Raw genomic sequence first — 19,879 nt, 5'->3', positions numbered from 1 at the left:
ATCGGGTGCCCCAGATTTCTTGTTAGAGGCAAGGGCGCGCTAGCCTAAGTGTGATCTCAAACGCCCTTGTTTCTTTCTTTGAGTTTCCTTCGGGGAAGGGAGGTGCTCCATGCCTACCCCGATTGCCGTCGATCATCTTGTGGCCGGCGTACTAGCTGATGTAGCCGCACGGGAGGCGCGCGTCCCTTTCAAGGAAGTTAAAGCGCGGTCTCGAGACATGGACGCGCCGCGCGATACCGCCCAGGCCTTACTGCGCTCGGGGTGTTCTATCATCACCGAAATCAAGCGCGCCGTGCCTTATGGGGGAGAAATCGTCCACCTAGACGGGCCGCACTCCGTCGGGACCCTGGCACGAAAGCTGGAGGAAGCAGGCGTGCACGTCATGGCCTGCCAGACAGACAGGCGCCGCTTTCATGGCTCCCTGGAGGACATGCGTGTTGCCCGCGCTGCGATCGACATTCCTATGCTGTGCCGTGACACCATTGTTGATCCCTATCAGATTCATGAAGCGCGGTGTTATGGGGCGGATGCGATTCCCTTACAGGTGGAGTTGCTTGATCAGGCTCGCCTCGAGTCGCTCCTCGACCGCGTAGAGTCCCTCGGGATGACAGCCATCCTGGAAGTACGCACGTGCGCTGAGGTGGATCGCGTTATCAAAGCAGGGGGTACTGTTGTGGCGATCAATGCGTGGTCTTTGGCCTCCGATGCACTTAATCGGGAGGCCTTTTCTACTATTTCACCGGGTCTTCCTGAGAGCATTACACGTATTGCCGTGGGCGGCGTTAATAGTCCGCGTAACGTGCTGTCCTATGCCTCGCAGGGAGCCGATGCCATTCTCGTCGGTGAGTCCATCATGGCGGCCCAGGACCCGATGGCTTTGGCCCGCTCCTTAGTGGCTGCCGGCCAGCATCCGGCGTGCCCTTCGCGCAGAAGCTAGGCGCGTTGTAGCGGCCGTCTTTTTCAGGCACACTATTTCCCGTGCAGACTTACTACCTCGCCAACATTCCCTCTCCGCCACAAGGCGTGTGGCATCTCGGCCCAGTTCCTATTCGTGCGTATGCCATGTGCATTATCGTCGGCATCCTCGTCGCGCTGTGGATGACTCTGCGCCGCTATACTGCCCGGGGTGGAAACCCGGATGTGGTCTGGGATGCTGCCTTGGTGGTGATCCCGGCCGGCATCATTGGCGGCCGCCTCTATCACGTGATTACGGATAATGATAAGTACTTCTGTTCCACGTGTGATCCTCTCGACGCACTGAAAATCGCCAACGGCGGACTGGGTATTTGGGGCGCAGTGGCTCTTGGCGCGGTCGCCGTGTGGCTCATGTTCAAAGTCAAGGGCATCCCTTTGGGGCCGTTTGCGGATGCCGTCGCCCCCGGACTCATATTGGCGCAGGCTATCGGCCGACTAGGCAATTGGTTCAACCAGGAACTCTATGGTCGTGAGACCACCGTCCCGTGGGCACTTGACATTTATTATCGCGTGAATGAAAGCGGTGAATACGCGCCGATCAGTGGCCGCTCGACCGGGGAAGTAATCACTTCGGTGCATCCGACATTCCTCTATGAGCTGCTGTGGAACGTGGCGGTGTGCGTGTTCCTGCTGTGGGCCCACAAGGCATTCAAGCTCGGCCATGGTCGTGTGTTTGCGCTGTATGTCGCCGGATATACAGCGGGGCGCTTCGTTGTAGAAAACATGCGTGCTGACGATGCCACGCTCATCTTTGGCCTGCGTGTCAATGTCATCGTATCGGTGGTCTGCTTTGTTGTAGCACTCATCGTGTATTTCCGGTTGCCGCGAGGCCAGGAAACGCCAGAAGAGGTGGACCCGGCCCGTGCCGCCGACGTCGGTGACAGCGTCGGAGCCGCTGACTCACAAAGGTGACAGTCGCAGCGCCTAGCGACAGATTTAGGCGCTGAGATTTCGGGAAGTAGCCGGGATCACACAATGTTTTAAGACGACTTGACCGAGAGTCTCGAGCTTCGGGCGCAAGGACATAAAATGCCCAGATGTGCCCGGTTATTCCCGGTTGTTGCCGAATCGGAAGGGGCTGCAACAGTCGCCGGGGAAGCCTGATTCAAGGGCCAAAACATGGTGTGAGCTTCATTCGTGGTGGCCGAGACCAGCAAAGCGGGGTAGTTTGGGAACCGTTAGAAACTCCCGATGTGAATAAGGCACTCCATGTTGGATAGAAGAACCAAAATTGTTTGTACGTTGGGTCCTGCTGTAGCAAGCAAGGAAGGAATCCTTGGCCTCGTTGAAGCAGGCATGAACGTGGCGCGTCTCAACATGTCCCACGGCGAGCATGCGGACCACGAGGCGAACTACCGCTGGGTCCGTGAGGCTACCGATGAGACCGGCCACGCAGTCGGCGTCCTGGCGGACCTCCAGGGACCGAAGATCCGTCTGGGTCGCTTCGTCAACGGTGAAGAGATGTGGAAGGACGGCGAAATCGTCCGCATCACCGTCGAAGACGTAGAAGGCACGCACGACCGCGTGTCCACCACCTACAAGAACCTGGCGAAGGACGCGAAGCCGGGTGACCGCCTGCTGATCGACGACGGCAAGGTCGCCGTCGTCTGCAAGGAAGTCGACGGCAATGACGTTGTTTGTGAGGTCACCGAGGGCGGACCGGTCTCCAACAACAAGGGCGTGTCCTTGCCTGGCATGGACATCTCTGTGCCGGCGTTGTCGGAGAAGGACATTGCTGACCTTCGCTTCGCATTGAAGCTCGGCGTGGACATGGTTGCCCTGTCCTTCGTTCGTTCTCCTGCGGACGTGGACAAAGTCCACGAAATCATGGATGAGGAAGGCCGCCGCGTCCCGGTTATCGCGAAGCTCGAGAAGCCGGAGGCAGTCGATGCCCTCGAATCCATCGTTTTGGCTTTCGATGCCATCATGATTGCGCGCGGTGACCTCGGCGTCGAGGTACCGCTGGAGCAGGTTCCGCTGTTCCAGAAGCGCGCTATCCAGATCGCGCGTGAGAATGCCAAGCCGGTGATCGTGGCAACGCAGATGCTCGATTCCATGATCTCCAACCTGCGCCCGACTCGCGCGGAGGCCTCCGACGTGGCTAACGCAGTGCTCGATGGTGCCGATGCCGTTATGCTCTCCGGTGAGACCTCCGTCGGCATCGACCCACAGAATGTTGTCCGCACGATGTCCCGCATCGTGACGAACGCTGAGCAGGGCGGCCAGGTTCCTCCGCTGACGCACGTGCCGCGCACTAAGCGTGGCGTCGTCTCTTACTCCGCGCGCGATATTGCCGAGCGCCTTAATGCGAAGGCCATCGTCGCCTTCACCACCTCCGGCGACACCGCGAAGCGCGTGGCTCGCTTGCACTCCCCGCTGCCGCTCCTTGCCTTCACCCCGCACCCGGCGGTGCGCTCGCAGCTGGCGTTGACCTGGGGCGCAGAGACCTTCTTGAGTGATTCGGTCGAGTCCACCGATGACATGATGGCCGCCATTGATGAGGCTCTGCTGGGAATGGATAAGTACAAGGAAGGCGACATGATCGTCGTCATCGCCGGTACCCCTCCCGGAATCTCTGGTAACACCAATATGATTCAGGTCCACGAGCTGGGCCAGACTCTGCGAGATAAGTAAAACTGTCGCAGAAAAGCAACGCCGCCTCACCCACGGTTGCTTCCTTACCCACTAAGTGGGAAGGAGGAACGGTGGTGAGGCGGCGCTTTGTTTTGTGGAAAGCCCGTCTAGGGGTTAACAGGCACTAGTACGTCTATTAACCCCTGTCCGTCTAGACGTTGGAAATGGGGGTTGGGGCCAGCTTCCACACCTCGTTGGCATAGTCAGCGATAGTGCGGTCAGAGGAGAAGCGCCCGGAATAGCAGATGTTGAGCCAGGCCTTCTTAGCCCATGCCAGCTCGTCGGCGTCATAGTCAGCCGCCATGCGGTCACGGGTCTCGCGATAGTCGGCGAAATCTCCCAGGACGTAGTAGGTGTCCTGAGCGTTTTCGCCGAAGCCGTCGAGCAGCGAGGAACGAAGATCACCAAACATGCCTGCATTCTCCGACCCCAGCGTGCCATCGGTGAAGGCATCGAGGACACGCGCCAAGCCCGGAACCGTGTTGTAGAGCTCGCTCGGGTTGTACTCGGCGCGCAGCTGAGGGATGTCTTCGTTGCGGGCGCCGAAGATGTAGGCGTTGTCTTCGCCCACTGCCTCGACGATCTCTACGTTGGCGCCGTCCATCGTGCCCAAGGTCAGGGCACCGTTCATCATGAACTTCATGTTGGAGGTACCGGAGGCTTCCTTGCCTGCCACGGAGATCTGCTCGGAGACATCAGCAGCCGGGATGATGTGCTCAGCAGGGGAGACGTTGTAGTTCTCAACGAAGACTACGTTGAGCACGTCCTTGGTAGCCGGGTCGCTATTGACTAGGTCACCGATGGTGTTGATGAGTTTGATGATGGCCTTCGCGCGGACATAGCCCGGCGCAGCCTTCGCACCAAAGATGAAGGTCCGCTTCGGAACGGTTTCGCCGTCGACCTTGATGCGGAAGTACAGGTCCAAGATGTAAAGCGCATTCATCAGCTGGCGCTTGTACTCGTGCAGGCGCTTGATCTGGACGTCGAAAATGGAATCCGGATCCACGACCGAGCCCTGGTGTGCGTCAATCCATGCGGCGAAATCTTGCTTGTTGGCGCGCTTGATGTTGATGAGTTGGCGCAGCACCTTCTCATCCTCAGCCAGAGGAGCCAGCTTGGCCAGCTCGGTCAGATCGGTGACCCAGGCATCGGAGCCAGCTTGTTCTGTGAGCAGGTCGGACAGGCGCGGGTTGCACATGCGCAGCCAACGACGCGGGGTCACGCCGTTGGTCTTGTTATTGAACTTCTCCGGCCACAGCTCGTGCCACTCGGAGAGCGTGTCCGCCTTGATGATTTCGGTGTGCAGGGCGGCGACGCCATTGATCGAGTACGCGGCATAGCAAGCGATCCACGCCATGTGGACGTGCCCGTCGGATACCGGAGCCATGTAGTCGATGCGCCCTTGATCCAGGCCGCGCTGGGCCATGTCTTCGCGGAAGCGGCGGTCGATCTCTTCCACCAGCTCCCAAATGCGCCAGAACAGCTTCTGGAAGATGGATACTTCCCAGCTCTCCAAAGCCTCAGCCAGCACCGTGTGGTTGGTGTAGGCAAAAGTCTCGGTGACAACCTTCCAGGCTTCATCCCAGCCCATCCCGTGTTCGTCGAGAAGCAGGCGGAGCAATTCTGGGATGGCCAGCACCGGGTGGGTGTCGTTGAGCTGGATGCAGTTGTACTCGGCGAAGCCGGTGAGGTCCTCGCCGTGGTGCTCGATGTAGTTATCGATCATCTGCTGCAGCGAGGCCGAGACGAAGAAGTACTGCTGGCGAACGCGCAGAACCTTGCCTTCGTAGGTGGTGTCGTTGGGGTAGAGCACGCGGCAAATATCCATGACGCGCTCGCGCTCCACGATGGCCTCGGTGAAGCGCTGCGAGTTGAATGCATCGTAATCGAATTCATCGATAGGCTCGGACTTCCACAGGCGCAGCGTACCTACGTTGTCGGTGCCGTATCCGGTAATCGGCATGTCATAGGGGATAGCGCGTACGTCCATGTCATCGAAGTGGACCAAGCGCTGCTCGGAGGCACGGCGAATGATGAAGTCGTAGCCATTTTCCATCCAGGCATCCGGTTCCTCGCGCTGGAAACCGTTGTCGAAGGACTGGCGGAAGAGGCCGTAGCGGTAGAGCAGGCCGTAGCCCGTGACCGGGTAGTTCTGGGTGACAGCGGAATCGAGGAAGCAGGCGGCGAGGCGGCCCAAGCCGCCGTTGCCTAGCGCGGCATCGTGCTCGGCTTCGAGGACATCAGCCAACTCGTGGCCTGCGGCCTTGGCAGCGGCGCGGGCTTCGTCGACGAGGCCGACGTTGGTGAGGTTGTTGAGCAGGGCGCGTCCCTGGAGGAACTCAGCAGAGAAGTAGTGCTGCTGGCGGGCGGCGGAGTAGGCGGTGCGGGTGGTCTCCCAGTTGTCAGCAATCTGCTCCATTACTGAAGAAGACAAGCCGGACCAGAACTTGCGGTTGGTCGCGGCAGAGGGGGAGACACCAGCAGCGGCGCGGACGTGTCCGGGAACTGCGGTTTGAAAATCGGAGTGCTGGGCTTGACTCATAAGAATCCCTTCACCTTAGGCATAAAAATGCGGAAAAATACCAATACCCAAGCTTAACCAGTTCCGCATTCAGCTGCAGGCGAGAGCACTGCCAGCCACCGTGCGTTAATCATCACGCACGGCGAAAACGTTGTGCAGGGAAGGTTAGCGCCCCAGAAAAGACAGGACGGCTGCAGCCCCGGCGCGGGTGGCCGAGCGCATGGTGGGCTCATAATCCGGCAGGAAAGTGGATTGGTGGTTAACCGGCGGGTTGTCCAGGAGGTTGTCCGGCGTGGAGCCGATGAACCAGAAGCTATAAGGCACGTCCCAGGCTTGTGGGAGATAACAGAAATCCTCGGAGACGGTGGACGGGGTGGCGCTGACGGAGAGATCAGCAAAGACCGCGTCGAAGGCCGAGCGAACGGTCTCATGAGTGGAAGCGTCATTATCGGTGACTTCGCCGTGGGCAAAATACTCGAAGGTGGGCTCTGCTGGGCATCCTGAGGCTTCGCACTCGGCGCGCACCATACGCTCGAGGGAGGCGTAGACGCGCTGCGCCAACTCCGGCTTGTAATAGCGGGTGTTGAGCACGAGTTCGGCGCTGCCTGGAATGATGTTGTTTTTATCGCCCGAATGCAGCTCGCCTACCGAGATGACGAAGAAATCATGGGGTGGAACTTCGCGGCCGACGATGGCCTGCAGGCGCGTGACCACCATGGCGGCCACGTAGGAAGGATCGATGGCCTCGTGTGGCATGGAGGCGTGCGCTGAGCGCCCCGTAATGCGGATGCGGAGGGAATCGCAGCCGGCCAGGATGGGGCCGGCGGTGGACTGCACCTGGCCGGCGGGGCCCGGCATGACGTGTTGGCCAAAGCAGACATCGGGTGTGGGAACGCGCTCGGTAAGCCCGTCCGCAATCATGTATTTGGCGCCCATGGATGACTCCTCCGCGGGTTGGAAGAGTGCCAGGAAGGTGCCGTGCCAGGCGTCGCGGTGGGCGTCAAGAATCGCGCACGCGCCGAGTAATGCCGTGGTGTGCACATCGTGCCCGCAGGCATGCATCGCGCCATTGGTGGCGGCGAAGGGGACGCCGGTTTCCTCGGCCACGGGGAGGGCATCAAAATCCGCCCGCATCAGCGCGGTCGGGCCGTCCCCATTACGGAAGATAGCGACGATGCCGTGGCCGCCGATTCCGGTGATGAGCTCGCACTCGTACTTGTCTAGTTGTTCCAGAATCCGCCCGGCGGTGCGTTCCTCTTGGTGGGACAGCTCTGGGTGGGCGTGCATGTCTTCATAGAAGGCGCGTTGCCAGCTGAGATCGACGGAATCTTCGAGGAGGAGCGAGCTCAGCCGGGAAAGTGTGGGATCTGCCATAGTTACTGCCCTTCAAGTTTGGGTAGGGTTACCTACATGCCATTGATTCACTTTGATGTTCTGGTGCCGGATGCGCAAGCCGAGCGCGTGGCCGAAATCTTTAGCGCTGCTACCCACAAGCTGGTGGATAACAGCTCCTTAGTTTCTGCTGAGGTTACTCGTGTGCCTGATCCTGCACTCCCGGAGGGGCTGGAAGAACAGCTGCGCCAGACTTATCGCGATGAGCATGAAGAGCGTGATTTAGAGGACGCCAACGTCTACCGCTATGCCATCGATGTTGATGGTGTGAAGGGCTCCGTCAATCAGCTGACCATGGTCCTCGCGCGCTTGTTGACGCCCCATTCGGTTCTACCGAAGGATCACGTGTTGTTGGAGGATGAGCTCGCCCACGAGCGTCCAGCTATTTTCCCGTGGGCGGTGCAGGTGACCCCGTAGTTCTGCTGAGAGCTATAGCCCGCAGAGAGCTTTAGCTCTGCAGAACGTTGCGGACGAGGCGTTCGGCCGCGTTGCTTAAGTGCTGGGCGACGTCCCCCTCTTCCTCCCCATCGAGTTCTTCCAGTAGCGTGCCCTGCGGTGCCGGTGCGGTTGCGGAGCCGGCGATGATGCCCAGGGTAGGCAGGCTAGTCATGTCCGCCAGTGTGCCCACCACCTTTCCGGTAAGCGATTGTTCGTCGAAGCGCCCTTCTCCGGTAAGGATGAGGTCCGCCTCGGCGATACGCGCGGGCAGGTCGAGTGCTTCGGCTACATACTGGCCGCCCGGCACGATGCGGCAGTGCTCCGCCGTACCCCACAGCGTGCGCGAAAGCCAGCTCAGGGCGATGGGAATGCCGCCCGCGGCGCCGAAGAATTCCGCCTGTGAGTCGGTCTCCGTGACTTCGCAGAGTCGCAGCATCGCGCCCGCCAGTAGCGCTACTTGTTCGCCTTCAGCACCTTTTTGTGGGCCGTACATCGTCGCGGCTTGGACGGGCACGGCGCGAGTATCGGTGACCAAGGTGTAGTCCAGCATGGCCGCCTTCATATTGAGCTGTGCGGTGTCAATATGGTCGAGGTTGACCAAAGGTGCACCGCCTTTGGGTAGGGCGTATCCGCGGGCGTCGTGGGCGGCGGCGCCGAATGCGGCGAGGATGCCGAGACCACCGTCGATGCTGGCGCTGCCGCCGAGGCCGAGAACGATGTGCTTGGCGCCGCGCGCTTCGGCGTCGGCTACCAGCACGCCCGTTCCATAGGAATCCGCATGGAGTGGATCAAGGGCGTCGGCGACGGCAGGAAGGCCAGTTGCGGCGGCGACGTCGATGAAGGCGGTGTCGCCAACGAGCTGGTAGCTTGCCTCGGTCAGGCGCCCGATGGCATCGGTGGTAGGCAGCGTAATGGTCTGACCCGCCGTGCCGTGGTGATGAACAGCGGCGCTGGCGAGCACCTCCGCGGTGCCTTCGCCGCCATCGGCCATGGGCAGGGTCGTTACCTTCGCCGAGTCGGCGTGGGGCGAGGAGCTGAGAGCGCGCCGCGCGCCCAATGCAATGGCGGCGGCAGCTTCGGCTGCAGTGGCGGTGCCTTTAAAGGAGTCGGGGGCAACAAGAATGTGCATGCCCATGAGTATATGGCAGAGATGTGAGAAAAAATTTTCGCACTCTGACCAGCCGTTAAAGCGCTCACTAGTACGCCCGTCTTGCAATTTAGGTCGATTGATAGAAAACTATCGCTTGTTCAATGGATGACGCACCGACCGCAAGGAACGGTGCCCAATGAAAGGATTGCCATGTCCATCGACCAGCAAATCTCCGATTACTACAGCAAGCTTCTCAAGCGTAATGCGGGCGAACCGGAATTCCACCAGGCGCTCGCTGAGGTACTCGACTCACTGAAGATCGTCCTCAATAAGGACCCCCACTACGCTGATTACGGCCTGGTCGAGCGGCTGTGCGAGCCTGAGCGCCAGCTCATCTTCCGCGTCCCGTGGGTGGATGACAACGGCCAGATTCAGGTCAACCGCGGCTTCCGCGTGCAATTCAACTCGGCCCTCGGCCCGTACAAGGGTGGCCTGCGTTTCCACCCGAGCGTGAACCTGGGCATCATCAAGTTCCTCGGTTTCGAGCAGATCTTTAAGAACTCGCTGACCGGCCTGCCTATCGGTGGCGGCAAGGGCGGCTCTGACTTCGACCCGAAGGGCAAGTCCGAAGCCGAGGTCATGCGCTTTTGCCAGTCCTTCATGACGGAGCTGCACAACCACATCGGCGAGTACCGCGATGTGCCGGCCGGCGATATCGGCGTGGGCGGCCGCGAAATCGGATTCCTGTTTGGCCAGTACCGCCGCTTAGAAAACAAGCACGAGTCCGGGGTCCTTACGGGCAAGGGGCTGACCTGGGGTGGCTCCCTCGTGCGCACTGAGGCCACCGGTTACGGCCTGGTATATCTGACCTCGGAGATGATGAAGACCCACGGCGAGTCCTTCGACGGCGCCAAGGTCATTGTTTCCGGCTCCGGCAATGTTGCCATCTACGCCGCCGAGAAGGTTCAGCAGCTCGGCGGAACCGTCGTGGCGATGTCCGATTCCTCCGGCTACATCGCGACGCCGAACGGCGTGGACCTAGAGCTGCTCAAAGACATCAAGGAAGTTCGCCGCGAGCGCATTTCCACCTACGCCGGCGAGGCGGGCGCGGGAGTGGAGTACCACGAGGGCGGCAACGTGTGGGAGGTCAGCGCCGATGTTGCCCTGCCGTGCGCGACCCAGAACGAACTCGACGGCGATGACGCCAAGCTCCTGGTGAAAAACCACATCCGCTATGTCGCTGAGGGTGCAAACATGCCGTGTACCCCGGAAGCCGCGCACTACTTCGGGGAGAGCGGAATCGCCTTCGCGCCGGGCAAGGCCGCGAATGCGGGCGGTGTGGCGACCTCCGCGCTGGAGATGCAGCAGAACGCATCCCGCGACTCCTGGTCCTTCGAGTACACCGACCAGCGCCTGCATGAGATCATGTCCAATATCTTCCGCAACATCGACAAGACCTCCAAGGAATACGGCTTGGAAGGTGACTACGTGGCGGGCGCCAACATTGCCGGCTTCAAGAAGGTGGCCGACGCCATGCTGGCCCAAGGCGTAATCTAGCCGTTTCCTTATCCCTGTATATCCCTGTATCCGCGCTTAACCTCCTCGCTTGCCGGGGAGGTTTTCGCCATTTCTTCCCGCGTGGGATACGTCGCAGTGCGCGTGCGCTTGGATAGGCTGGTGCCATGTACCGCGTATTTGAGTCCCTCGATGAACTTGTTCGCAACCTGGAACAGGCCTATGCCGTTCCTATGACCTCCAACTGCATGGTTCCGCGCCACGAAATGCTGGCGCTTCTCGACGATCTCCGTAACGCCCTCCCCGTTGAAATGGATGACGCCCAGGACGTCCTAGACAAGCAGGACGAGATCCTCCAGGGTGCTGAGGAGCGCGCGGAGCAGATTATTTCTGAGGCCACCGCCGAGGCCGATGACACCGTTGCCCGTGCGCGTGAGGACTCAGACGCAATGCTTGCCGACGCCCAACACCGCGCCACCACCTTGGTAGCCCAGGCGGAAGACGAGGCCACCAACCTCGTGGACAATGCGCGTTCCGACGCCGAGCGCACCCGCGCCCAGGCGGATGAGGAGTACCAGCGCGCCGTCGCAGCAGGCCAAGCCGAGCAGGACCGCTTGGTCTCCGAATCCGAGGTTGTGCGCCGTGCCGACGACGAGGCGCACCGCATTGTGGAGACCGCGCACTCTGAGTCCAACCGTCTGCGCACCGAGTGTGATGAATTCGTTGACGCCAAGCTCGGGGAATTCGAGACCACTTTGTCTGACCTCCTGCGCACCGTGAATAACGATCGCTCCGCTCTGCGCCGAGGTGCGGGTGTGCGTTCCCGTGGGGAATCGCGCGGCGAGGGACGAGGCGCTGCGCGCGAGACCCGGGAACCGGCACGCCGGGCGCCGCGTGCGCCCCGCGACTACTAGAGGGGATTAAGACTCAGCCGCTCCGCGCGGTGGATCCGGGCGGCCTCCTTGGCTGGCATGGTGCTCAAGGCGGCCGCAAGACCGGCGGATACTAAACCCGGCAGCGCATAGAGCACCCACATGATGCCGAAATCCGTTCCCGGGGTGTGGGGTTCGGAGATGGGGCCCCAAGCGGCGTCGGCAAGCAGCAGCGCCACATCGACTGCGCCGACGGTCAGCATCATCAGGCCAATCCCCATGCCCGCGGCGGAAAAAGATTCCCGTGCGCGCCAGGCGATGAGCGCAGCAAAAAGCGAGAACAAGGCCGAAGATAGGATCAGGATCGGCTCAAAGTGCAGGGGTAGGAAGTACACCGCCCCGACCATTAAACCGGCGAGCGTGCTGGCGAGGGCCACGCGATGCAAGGAATAGCCGGCGTTGCCGAAGATACTGGGGCGGTGTCGCGTGAAAACGTGGCGGCACGCCACTCCCGCGAGGGCTAGCGCCACAGCGGGGGCGAGGCACTGCAAGGGGTAGCTGAGCGCGAGCTCGCGTGCCGTGGCGCTCAGGGACGCCGTATCGGTAGCGGTGTAGCTCATGGGGCTTTAGGCTAAAAGCCTCAAGCACAAGAATCGAGCTTTTAGGCCAAGTGCTTAAGTGCCTATGACCCAGCATTCAGGTCTTTGCCAGTCTAGGGCGCGCGGGCCAGCACAGGGTAAGCTGGTGGGCGCTATGAAATCACCATTGAAGTTCGACGTGACGGAATTGCTCCGCAGCCAAGGAACCGACGCGCTGCCTGAGCACCGCGTGCAGACCGGACCCGCGCCAGAGCGCATCGGCGTGGAAATGATCGGCATCCCGGAAGGTACTGAAGTTAAGGTGGATGCCACCTTGACCCCGTTGGGCTCCGGCGTGTTGGTGGACGCTGATGTCACCGGCACCCTCAGCGGCGAATGTGCCCGTTGCCTGGCAGAGCTGCACCCGGAACTGGATCTCCACGTATCCCAGGTGTTTTCCGCAGATGAATCCTTCGTCAGCGGGGATGAGGCCGAGGAGGAGGATCGCGGTTCCGGTGATGAGGTGCCCGAGATTAAGGATGGAATCCTCGACCTCCTACAGACCGTGATCGATGAGGCAGGTTTATCTCTTCCTTTTGCGCCAACGTGCGAGGAGGGGTGTGATGTGGACGCTCCTGATGGAGTGACCACGGGGGTCTCTGGGGAAGAAGAGCGCGTGGATCCGCGTTGGTCTGGGCTGGAGAAATTCCTATGAGCAAGAAGAAGAAACTCACCGGTGAACAGGCACTAGCCGCGGCATTCGCGGAGGTAGATCACGCCCCGCTGCTGAAGGCGCTCGGCGTGGAGATCAGCGATGAGCTGCTGTGCTTGGCGCTGACCCACCGCTCTTTTGCCAATGAGAACGGGCACCTGCCCAATAACGAGCGCCTCGAGTTCCTTGGGGATGCCGTCTTGGGCTTGTCCATCGCGGCCAAGCTTTATGACAAATACCCTTCGCGCCCCGAGTCGGATATTTCCAAGATGCGCGCCTCCATCGTGTCGCGCTACGGCCTGTCCGACGTCGCCCGCGAGATCGGCGTGGGCGAGCACGTCCTGTTGGGCAAGGGCGAGCAATCTACTGGCGGACGCGATAAGGATTCCATCTTGGCTGATACCACCGAGGCCATCCTGGGGGCTATCTACCGCCAGCATGGTTTTGAGGTTGCCCGCGGGGTGGTGCTGAGGCTCTTCGCTGCCAAGATTGATAACGCCGTGGTGTCTGGCCGCCATATGGACTGGAAGACCACCTTGCAGGAGCTGTGCGCGGAGCTGAAGGCAGCGATGCCGGTCTACTCGGCCACTTCGACGGGTCCTGAGCATGATCAGACCTTTAATGCCGTGGCCACCGTGGCCGGTTTGACCGTGGGCAGGGGAACAGGCCATAACAAGAAGCTCGCCGAGCAGCAGGCAGCGGAAGAAGCATGCCAAGCGTTGCGCGAGACGCCATTGCTGGTGCAGGGCACCGCCGGCAAAGAGAGCTAAACTACGAGGATTCGATGCCAGAACTCCCCGAAGTTGAGTCCGTCCGCCGCGGACTCGAGCCCTATGTTGTGGGGCGCACTTTCGCTGCAGTAGAGGTTCTCCACCCGCGCGCTAACCGGGGCCAAGAAGCCCCGCTGTCCGCGCTGCTGGTGGGCAGGAAGATTGCCGCGGTGGCGCGCCGCGGCAAGTTCATGTGGTTGGAGTTCGCCGACGAGGACCACGACGACCCAGCTCGCGATGTGCTCTTCATCCACCTCGGCATGTCGGGGCAGGTGCGGATCGGTGAGGTGGATTCGCCTCATGTGCGCATCGCCGCCGTGCTTGATGACGCCACCCGTCTCAGCTTCGTGGACCAGCGCACTTTCGGCTATTGGCGTCTCGGGCCGTGGCTGAGCATGGCGCATATTGCTCCGGATCCTCTCGAAGCAGACTTCGATCTGACCGCGGCTGGGCGGCGCTTGCGCGCGAAACGCACAGCAGTAAAGGTGGCTTTGCTCGACCAAACGGTGCTCAGTGGGGTGGGCAATATCTATGCCGATGAGGCGCTGTGGGCGGCCCAGATTTCTCCGCTGAAGAAGACTAATGCTCTGCGGCAGCGCGATGCCGTCGCTGTGATTTCCGCGGCCGCCGATGTCATGCGCGCCGCGCTCGCCGTTGGCGGCACCAGCTTTGATGCGTTGTACGTCAACGTCAACGGCGAATCCGGATATTTTGACCGTTCCCTGCACGTCTATGGGAGGGGTGGTCAATCCTGCGATCGTTGCGGCGAAGAAATCCTGAAAACCGTGCTAGGCGGGCGTGGGACCCACTACTGCCCGTCCTGTCAGCGCCGCGGAGAGGGGAGGCAGCCCGCAGCCAACTAGGACGATTCTGGTGTGAGTTATTAATGTGTAACGCATGCAAGAAATCTTCAGCACCGTGATTGGTGTCATTAACGACAGCCTGTGGTCCTATGTTCTGCCATGGCTGCTTATCGCTGCTGGCCTTTACTTCGGTATCCGCACCGCTTTGGTGCAGGTCCGCATGGTGCCGGATATGTTCAAAGCGGTCGTCGAAAAGCCCAAGGGGGTCGGTGTCGATGAGGACGCCGATTACGGCGGTATTTCTGCCTTCAAAGCGTTCACCATCTCGGCGGCGTCGCGTGTGGGCACCGGCAACGTCGCGGGCGTGGCCGTAGCAATTTCTGTGGGCGGGCCCGGCGCGGTGTTCTGGATGTGGCTCATCGCCATCCTGGGTGGCGCAACTGCGTTCGTGGAGTCCACGCTGGCCCAGCTGTGGAAGGTCCGCGAGGGGGATACCTACCGCGGCGGCCCGGCCTACTACATGTCCCGCGGTCTGGGCTGGAAGCCCTTGGCAACCATTTTCTCCGTCGCCATCGCCATCACTTTTGGTTGGTTCTACAACGCTTTCCAGACCAACGCTATCTCTGATTCCTTGGCGGCCTCCTTCGGACAGGAGTCCGGTGCCTTCAAGGCTGGCGTGGGTATTGCCGTCGTCGCCGTAGCTGGCCTCATCATTATCGGTGGCGTTCAGCGCATCGCCTCGATGACCCAGTTCATCGTGCCGTTTATGGCCGGTGCGTACCTCATCATGGGCTTCATCGTGGTGGTCTTGAACTTTGACAAGGTGCCGGACATGTTCGTCTCCATCGTCGGCTCTGCCTTTGGCTTCCGTGAGGCTGCTGGCGCGACACTGGGTATGGCCATGCTGAAGGGCATCCAGCGCGGCCTGTTCTCCAACGAGGCTGGCGAAGGCTCGGCGCCGAACGCGGCAGCAACGGCGACGGTCTCCCACCCCGTGAAGCAGGGCCTTGTGCAGACCCTCGGCGTGTACTTCGACACCCTGGTGGTGTGTACGATTACCGCCTTCATCATTTTGCTGGGTACTGATTTCGAAAGCTTTGGCTCCGACGCAATTGAGGGAGTGACCCTGACCCAGAACGCGCTGTCCAATGTGGTCGGCGAGTGGGGCATCCACTTCGTCACGTTCATCCTGTTCTTCTTGGCATTCTCCTCGATTCTGGGCAACTACTACCTTGCCGAGTCCAACGTGGAGTACCTCTCCGGGAAGAAGTGGGTGCTGTGGACCTTCCGCCTCATCGTGTTGGCTTTCGTCTTCTACGGTGCGGTGGCCCCGCTGGGCACCGTGTTCGACCTGGCGGATACGGGTGCCGCCATCATGGTGCTGCTCAACGTGTGCGCCATCGTGCCGCTGTGCGGCGTGGCCATCAAGCTGCTGAAGAACTACAACGAGCAGCGCCGTAAGGGCCTGGATCCCGTCTTCCACCGTGATATGCTGCCGGAACTGCAGAATGTCGAGTGCTGGGATGGTACCGATCCTGTGACGCGCCGCAGCGCGGAGGACCGCCGCCGTCTCGATCACGAATTCGACTTGAGCGACCGCACAAACCTGAGGGAGTACTAGATGGCAGGCACAGCATCAGCCTCTGCGGGACATGAACGCCTCACAGCTTTCGTACTTGGCCACGTCCAAGGCGTGGGCTTTCGCTGGTGGACGCGCTCCCGTGCTCTCGAACTAGGACTGGCAGGACACGCGACGAACCTGCAGGATGGCCGCGTCCAGGTGGTTGCTGAAGGCCCGCGTGCTGACTGCGAGAAGCTGCTGGCCTTGCTGCGTGAAGAACCGTCGACCACCCACCGTCCAGGCGTGGTGAACGCCGTGGTGGAGCAGTGGACCGCCCCGCGCGGTGAGTCGGGGTTCATCGAGCGCTAAACTTATTCGAATGCACCTCAAATCGCTCACGCTCAAAGGATTCAAGTCCTTCGCGTCCGCGACGAACCTGAAATTCGAGCCCGGTATCTGCGCCGTGGTCGGCCCGAATGGCTCGGGTAAATCTAACGTCGTCGACGCACTGGCGTGGGTCATGGGTGAAGGCAGCGCCAAGACGCTGCGCGGCGGCAAGATGCAGGACGTCATTTTTGCCGGCGCCGGGGACCGCAAGGCCCTCGGCCGCGCTGAGGTCACGCTGACGATTGACAATTCCGATGGTGCCTTGCCCATCGAGTATTCAGAGGTCTCCGTCACCCGCCGCATGTACCGGGATGGCGCGAGCGAATATGAGATTAATGGGGCGAAGGCACGCCTCATGGATATCCAAGAGCTGCTTTCTGATTCCGGCATTGGCCGTGAGATGCACATCATCGTGGGCCAGGGAAAACTGGCGGAGATCCTGGAGTCCCGACCAGAAGATCGTCGCGCCTATATTGAGGAAGCCGCGGGCGTGCTTAAGCACCGCCGCCGTAAGGAAAAGGCGCAGCGCAAGCTCACGGGCATGCAAGCCAACCTGGACCGCCTGCAAGACCTGACCGATGAGTTGGGTAAGCAGCTCAAGCCGCTGGCACGCCAAGCGGAGGCCGCCCAACGTGCAGCCACTGTGCAAGCGGATCTGCGCGATGCCCGCCTGCGTTTGGCAGGTGACCGCGTGGTCAGGCTGCGTGCCACCTTTGAGGATGCGGAGAAGCGCGCGGTGGTGCTCGCCGAACAGGTCGAGGAAGTAACGGCTCAGCTGGAAGAGGCGACCGAAATCCAGCTCAAGGTAGAGGCCGAGTTGGGGGATGTCACGCCGCGCGCGGAGGCCGCGCAGAAATTGTGGTTCGAGCTATCGACGCTGAGCGAACGCATCTCTGCCACGCAGCGTATTGCGGCCGAGCGTGCCAGCAACGTCGGATCCCAGGTGACCTATGCCGGCCAGGATCCGGAGGAGCTGGAGGCACGCGCCCGGCGTGCCGACGAGGAGCACCACGAGCTGCTGGCCGCGGCCGAAGAAGCAGCGGAGCGCTTGGAATCGATCCGGGAGGAAGTGGCTGAGCGCCGGGAAGCCTTCGAGGCCGCGGACAAGGAACATATGGCGCAGCTGCGCGCCATTGCGGATCGTCGCGAAGGCGTGGTCCGCCTCATCGCGGCCGAGGAAAACCTGGCGGGCCAGGTAAGCTCCGCGGAATCCGAGTTGGCGCGCCAGGAAGAAACCCTGGCGAACACGAAGGCGCGCACCAGGGGAGCGCAGGTGGAGGCCGATGAGGTAGCGGACAAACTAGAGCACCTGGCTGCCGAGCGTGAGCCGCTGGAAGAAGCGCACGTACGCGCGGCCAGCGAGTCCGCCGCGGCCGATAAACGCTTGGAGCAGCTGCGCGATGCCCAGCGGGAGCGCGAGCGTACCGTGTACAGCCTGCGAGCCCGGATCGATACGCTGGGCCAGACTGCTCCGGAAGCGCTCGAGCTGGGGGAGGGGTTTAAACCTCTCGCGGAGTTCATCTCTACGCGTTATGAAACGGCCGTCGCGGCGGCACTCGGCTCCTTCGCGGAGGCGCAGGCCGGTGCGGTGAGCATGGACATCGTGGGTGAACTCGCTGAGGCGAGCCGCACTCCGCTGATCGACGTCTCCACGGAACCTACTGGTTCAGCCTGGCGCCTTGACGCGGACCTGCCTTCCGGTGCTAGCTGGTTGCTCGACCAGATGGTCTTGGTCCCGGAAGTATCGGCGGCGGTGACGCGGCTGCTCTCCGACGTCGTTTTGGTGGATGACTATGCCGCGGCCCGCGAGCTCATTGCTGAGGATCCGCGCCTGCGGGCCGTCACCGCCGAGGGCTTGCTGGTTGGTGAAGGCTGGGTCGAGGCCGGAACTGGTGCCGTCTCCACGGTCGAGGTGAGCGGCCAGATTGCAGAAGCCGAGCAACAGCTGGAAACCGCCACCCACGAGCTGGAGGAGCTATCAGGCACGCTGGAAGGAGCGAAGCTAGCCGCCGATGATGCCCGGGTAGGTGCGGCGAGCGCTAAGGCCGCGTTGCGCGAGCATGACCACGAGCTTGAGGCGTGGAAGCGCGACCACCAGCGCTTGCTCAAGCAGTATGAGGCGAACAAGGCGGAGCACGAAAAGGCTGCCGCTCGCGCCACGGACATCGAGGTGCAGTTGGCCCGCCTGCGCGAAGAACTCGCGGAGGCTCGTGACCGCTTGTCGCGCGTGGACGCTGATGAGCAAGCGGATGAACCTTCCTCGGTGGAACGCGATGCAGCCTCGGCCGCCCTTGAACAGGTCAAGGCCATGGAGGTAGAGGCTCAACTGGCGGCCCGCAGCGCGGAGGAAAAGGTAGGCCAGGCAGCCGGCAAGGGAGAGGCCCTGCGGCGCCAAGCCCAACACGAGCGCCAGGCCAAGGCCCGCCACGATCAAGCGATGGCCCGCCGGCAGGCACAGGCGCGGTTGGCGGGGGCCGTCAACAAGCATGCCCAGGACCTCGCCGCCCGCACTACCCAGGCACTCGAGCGCGCAGCTGAAAAACGCGATGAGCTAGTGACCCAGCGCGGCGTGCTGCAGGGGCGTGCGCAGTCGGCGAAGCAGGCGGTCTCCGCTACCCGCCAGCAGCTCGATCGCCTGACCGATTCCGCGCACAACTCGGAGATTGCCCGCAGCCAGGCACAGGTGCGCGTGGATGAGGCCGAGGGCAAAATCGTGGAACAACTCGGCATTGCTATCCCGGACTTGCTCAAGGACTACACCCCGGGCGAGGACTTCGATCGCTCCGCCGAGACCAAGCGGTTGAAGCAGGCCGAGAAGGACCTCAACTCCTTGGGCAAGGTCAACCCGCTGGCCTTGGAGGAGTATAAGGCGCTCGAGGAGCGCTATAGCTTCCTGTCCACGCAATTAGATGACGTGATTCAGGCCCGCAAGGATCTGACTGGCGTTATCGAAGACGTGGATGCGCAAATCTTGCAGCTGTTCACGGACGCCTGGCATGACGTGGAAGCGGAGTTTCCCAAGGTTTTCCAGACGCTGTTCCCAGGAGGCGAGGGTCGCCTCATCCTCACGGAGCCGGACGACATGCTGGCTACCGGCATCGAGGTGGAGGCCCGCCCACCGGGTAAGAAAGTCAAACGATTGTCGCTGCTCTCGGGCGGTGAGAAGTCCCTGACTGCACTGGCCATGCTCGTGGCGATTTTCCGCGCGCGCCCCTCACCGTTCTACGTCATGGATGAGGTGGAAGCCGCGCTTGACGACGTCAACCTGCGCCGCCTCATTGCACTTTTCGAGGAACTGCGTAAGGATTCTCAGCTCATCGTCATTACCCACCAGAAACCGACGATGGACGTGGCCAACGTTCTTTACGGCGTGACGATGCGCGGCGATGGCGTAACGCGCGTGATTTCGCAGCGCATGTCCCGCGCCGGTGAGGCACCGGGCACGGCTCAAGCCGCCGAGGATGCCACGCGCCTTGGAGTGGACGCTCCGCGCTAACGGCGGGCATCGTCTGTGCGTCTCCATCGACATGCTGGAGGCAACTGTCAAAAGGCATCAGTCATAAGGCGTTTTCACGGCTGAAAACGCCATTTACTCATGGCGGAATCAAGCGGTGGATGCGCCACGCTTGAA

Annotated in this window: 16 protein-coding genes; 12 read left to right on the top strand and 4 right to left on the bottom strand. The window is 61.6% G+C overall.

What is annotated here, in order from left to right; translation table 11 throughout:
* Positions 1-109 precede the first annotated feature (109 nt).
* The 3 genes from HMPREF2978_RS00965 to pyk all read left to right on the top strand — a co-directional run bounded on the left by HMPREF2978_RS00965 (position 110) and on the right by pyk (position 3,609).
* Entirely contained in the window at positions 110-937 is an 828-nt protein-coding gene (locus HMPREF2978_RS00965; RefSeq protein WP_070526851.1) for an indole-3-glycerol phosphate synthase TrpC, read from the top strand.
* A gap of 41 nt (positions 938-978) precedes the next feature.
* The gene (gene lgt, locus HMPREF2978_RS00960; protein ID WP_070743563.1) at positions 979-1,887 is read left to right on the top strand and encodes a prolipoprotein diacylglyceryl transferase; all 909 of its coding nucleotides are present in this window, start codon (positions 979-981) and stop codon (positions 1,885-1,887) included.
* Positions 1,888-2,187: 300 nt separating this feature from the next.
* Entirely contained in the window at positions 2,188-3,609 is a 1,422-nt protein-coding gene (gene pyk, locus HMPREF2978_RS00955) for a pyruvate kinase (RefSeq protein WP_070527582.1), read from the top strand.
* Between the two features lie 151 nt (positions 3,610-3,760).
* Here the strand turns inward: pyk and HMPREF2978_RS00950 are convergent, their stop codons facing one another.
* Both HMPREF2978_RS00950 and HMPREF2978_RS00945 read right to left on the bottom strand, forming a co-directional pair.
* Entirely contained in the window at positions 3,761-6,151 is a 2,391-nt protein-coding gene (locus HMPREF2978_RS00950; RefSeq protein ID WP_070743560.1) for a glycogen/starch/alpha-glucan phosphorylase, read from the bottom strand.
* A gap of 144 nt (positions 6,152-6,295) precedes the next feature.
* Positions 6,296-7,504 (bottom strand): amidohydrolase, encoded by a 1,209-nt coding sequence (locus HMPREF2978_RS00945; RefSeq protein ID WP_070526860.1) that lies wholly within the window; start codon positions 7,502-7,504, stop codon positions 6,296-6,298.
* Positions 7,505-7,540: 36 nt separating this feature from the next.
* On the opposite strand from HMPREF2978_RS00945, the gene HMPREF2978_RS00940 reads away from it, so the two are divergent.
* Complete coding sequence (locus tag HMPREF2978_RS00940) at positions 7,541-7,939, top strand: hypothetical protein (RefSeq protein WP_070526862.1); 399 nt, start codon at positions 7,541-7,543, stop codon at positions 7,937-7,939.
* Positions 7,940-7,970: 31 nt separating this feature from the next.
* Here the strand turns inward: HMPREF2978_RS00940 and HMPREF2978_RS00935 are convergent, their stop codons facing one another.
* Positions 7,971-9,089: a glycerate kinase gene (locus HMPREF2978_RS00935; protein WP_070527585.1), complete on the bottom strand. Its 1,119-nt coding sequence runs from the start codon at positions 9,087-9,089 to the stop codon at positions 7,971-7,973.
* Between the two features lie 171 nt (positions 9,090-9,260).
* Between HMPREF2978_RS00935 and gdhA the strand changes: the two genes are divergently transcribed.
* Positions 9,261-10,607 carry an NADP-specific glutamate dehydrogenase gene (gdhA, locus tag HMPREF2978_RS00930; RefSeq protein ID WP_070526865.1) on the top strand — a complete coding sequence of 449 codons (1,347 nt, stop codon included), beginning with the start codon at positions 9,261-9,263 and terminating at the stop codon, positions 10,605-10,607.
* A 125-nt stretch (positions 10,608-10,732) separates the two neighbouring features.
* A complete protein-coding gene (locus tag HMPREF2978_RS00925) occupies positions 10,733-11,479 on the top strand; it encodes a DivIVA domain-containing protein (RefSeq protein ID WP_070526869.1) in 747 nt (248 codons plus the stop codon).
* Here HMPREF2978_RS00925 and HMPREF2978_RS00920 read toward each other — a convergent pair.
* Complete coding sequence (locus tag HMPREF2978_RS00920) at positions 11,476-12,057, bottom strand: hypothetical protein (RefSeq protein WP_070743557.1); 582 nt, start codon at positions 12,055-12,057, stop codon at positions 11,476-11,478. The two genes, HMPREF2978_RS00925 and HMPREF2978_RS00920, sit on opposite strands and share 4 nt — an antisense overlap.
* Positions 12,058-12,190: 133 nt before the next feature.
* Between HMPREF2978_RS00920 and HMPREF2978_RS00915 the strand changes: the two genes are divergently transcribed.
* From HMPREF2978_RS00915 to smc, 6 genes are read left to right on the top strand one after another with little or no spacing between them, the layout of a single operon-like run.
* Positions 12,191-12,730, top strand: a complete 540-nt coding sequence (locus tag HMPREF2978_RS00915; protein WP_070526876.1) for a YceD family protein — start codon at positions 12,191-12,193, stop codon at positions 12,728-12,730.
* On the top strand, positions 12,727-13,497 hold the full coding sequence (rnc, locus tag HMPREF2978_RS00910) for a ribonuclease III (RefSeq protein ID WP_070526879.1): 771 nt from the start codon (positions 12,727-12,729) through the stop codon (positions 13,495-13,497). Before HMPREF2978_RS00915 ends, rnc begins: the two co-directional genes overlap by 4 nt.
* A gap of 14 nt (positions 13,498-13,511) precedes the next feature.
* A complete protein-coding gene (gene mutM, locus HMPREF2978_RS00905; RefSeq protein ID WP_070526882.1) occupies positions 13,512-14,360 on the top strand; it encodes a bifunctional DNA-formamidopyrimidine glycosylase/DNA-(apurinic or apyrimidinic site) lyase in 849 nt (282 codons plus the stop codon).
* Between the two features lie 34 nt (positions 14,361-14,394).
* Entirely contained in the window at positions 14,395-15,921 is a 1,527-nt protein-coding gene (locus HMPREF2978_RS00900; RefSeq protein WP_070526885.1) for an alanine/glycine:cation symporter family protein, read from the top strand.
* Positions 15,922-16,230 carry an acylphosphatase gene (locus HMPREF2978_RS00895; RefSeq protein WP_070526888.1) on the top strand — a complete coding sequence of 103 codons (309 nt, stop codon included), beginning with the start codon at positions 15,922-15,924 and terminating at the stop codon, positions 16,228-16,230. It abuts the gene before it with no gap.
* Positions 16,231-16,240: 10 nt separating this feature from the next.
* On the top strand, positions 16,241-19,744 hold the full coding sequence (gene smc / locus HMPREF2978_RS00890; protein WP_070526891.1) for a chromosome segregation protein SMC: 3,504 nt from the start codon (positions 16,241-16,243) through the stop codon (positions 19,742-19,744).
* Positions 19,745-19,879 lie beyond the last annotated feature (135 nt).

The organism is Corynebacterium sp. HMSC074C01 (assembly GCF_001814605.1).
Lineage (GTDB): Bacteria > Actinomycetota > Actinomycetes > Mycobacteriales > Mycobacteriaceae > Corynebacterium.
The sequence above is the reverse complement of the archived record's forward strand: the minus strand, read 5'-3'. Positions and strand labels throughout refer to the sequence as shown.

Coding starts and splice junctions, on each gene's coding strand:
- mutM (WP_070526882.1), top strand. CDS start 13,512: ATGCCAGAACTCCCCGAAGTTGAGTCCGTCCGCCGCGGACTCGAGCCC.
- HMPREF2978_RS00900 (WP_070526885.1), top strand. CDS start 14,395: ATGCAAGAAATCTTCAGCACCGTGATTGGTGTCATTAACGACAGCCTG.
- HMPREF2978_RS00920 (WP_070743557.1), bottom strand. CDS start 12,057: ATGAGCTACACCGCTACCGATACGGCGTCCCTGAGCGCCACGGCACGC.
- HMPREF2978_RS00940 (WP_070526862.1), top strand. CDS start 7,541: ATGCCATTGATTCACTTTGATGTTCTGGTGCCGGATGCGCAAGCCGAG.
- rnc (WP_070526879.1), top strand. CDS start 12,727: ATGAGCAAGAAGAAGAAACTCACCGGTGAACAGGCACTAGCCGCGGCA.
- gdhA (WP_070526865.1), top strand. CDS start 9,261: ATGTCCATCGACCAGCAAATCTCCGATTACTACAGCAAGCTTCTCAAG.
- smc (WP_070526891.1), top strand. CDS start 16,241: ATGCACCTCAAATCGCTCACGCTCAAAGGATTCAAGTCCTTCGCGTCC.
- HMPREF2978_RS00895 (WP_070526888.1), top strand. CDS start 15,922: ATGGCAGGCACAGCATCAGCCTCTGCGGGACATGAACGCCTCACAGCT.
- HMPREF2978_RS00965 (WP_070526851.1), top strand. CDS start 110: ATGCCTACCCCGATTGCCGTCGATCATCTTGTGGCCGGCGTACTAGCT.
- HMPREF2978_RS00925 (WP_070526869.1), top strand. CDS start 10,733: ATGTACCGCGTATTTGAGTCCCTCGATGAACTTGTTCGCAACCTGGAA.
- HMPREF2978_RS00950 (WP_070743560.1), bottom strand. CDS start 6,151: ATGAGTCAAGCCCAGCACTCCGATTTTCAAACCGCAGTTCCCGGACAC.
- HMPREF2978_RS00935 (WP_070527585.1), bottom strand. CDS start 9,089: ATGCACATTCTTGTTGCCCCCGACTCCTTTAAAGGCACCGCCACTGCA.
- HMPREF2978_RS00945 (WP_070526860.1), bottom strand. CDS start 7,504: ATGGCAGATCCCACACTTTCCCGGCTGAGCTCGCTCCTCCTCGAAGAT.
- HMPREF2978_RS00915 (WP_070526876.1), top strand. CDS start 12,191: ATGAAATCACCATTGAAGTTCGACGTGACGGAATTGCTCCGCAGCCAA.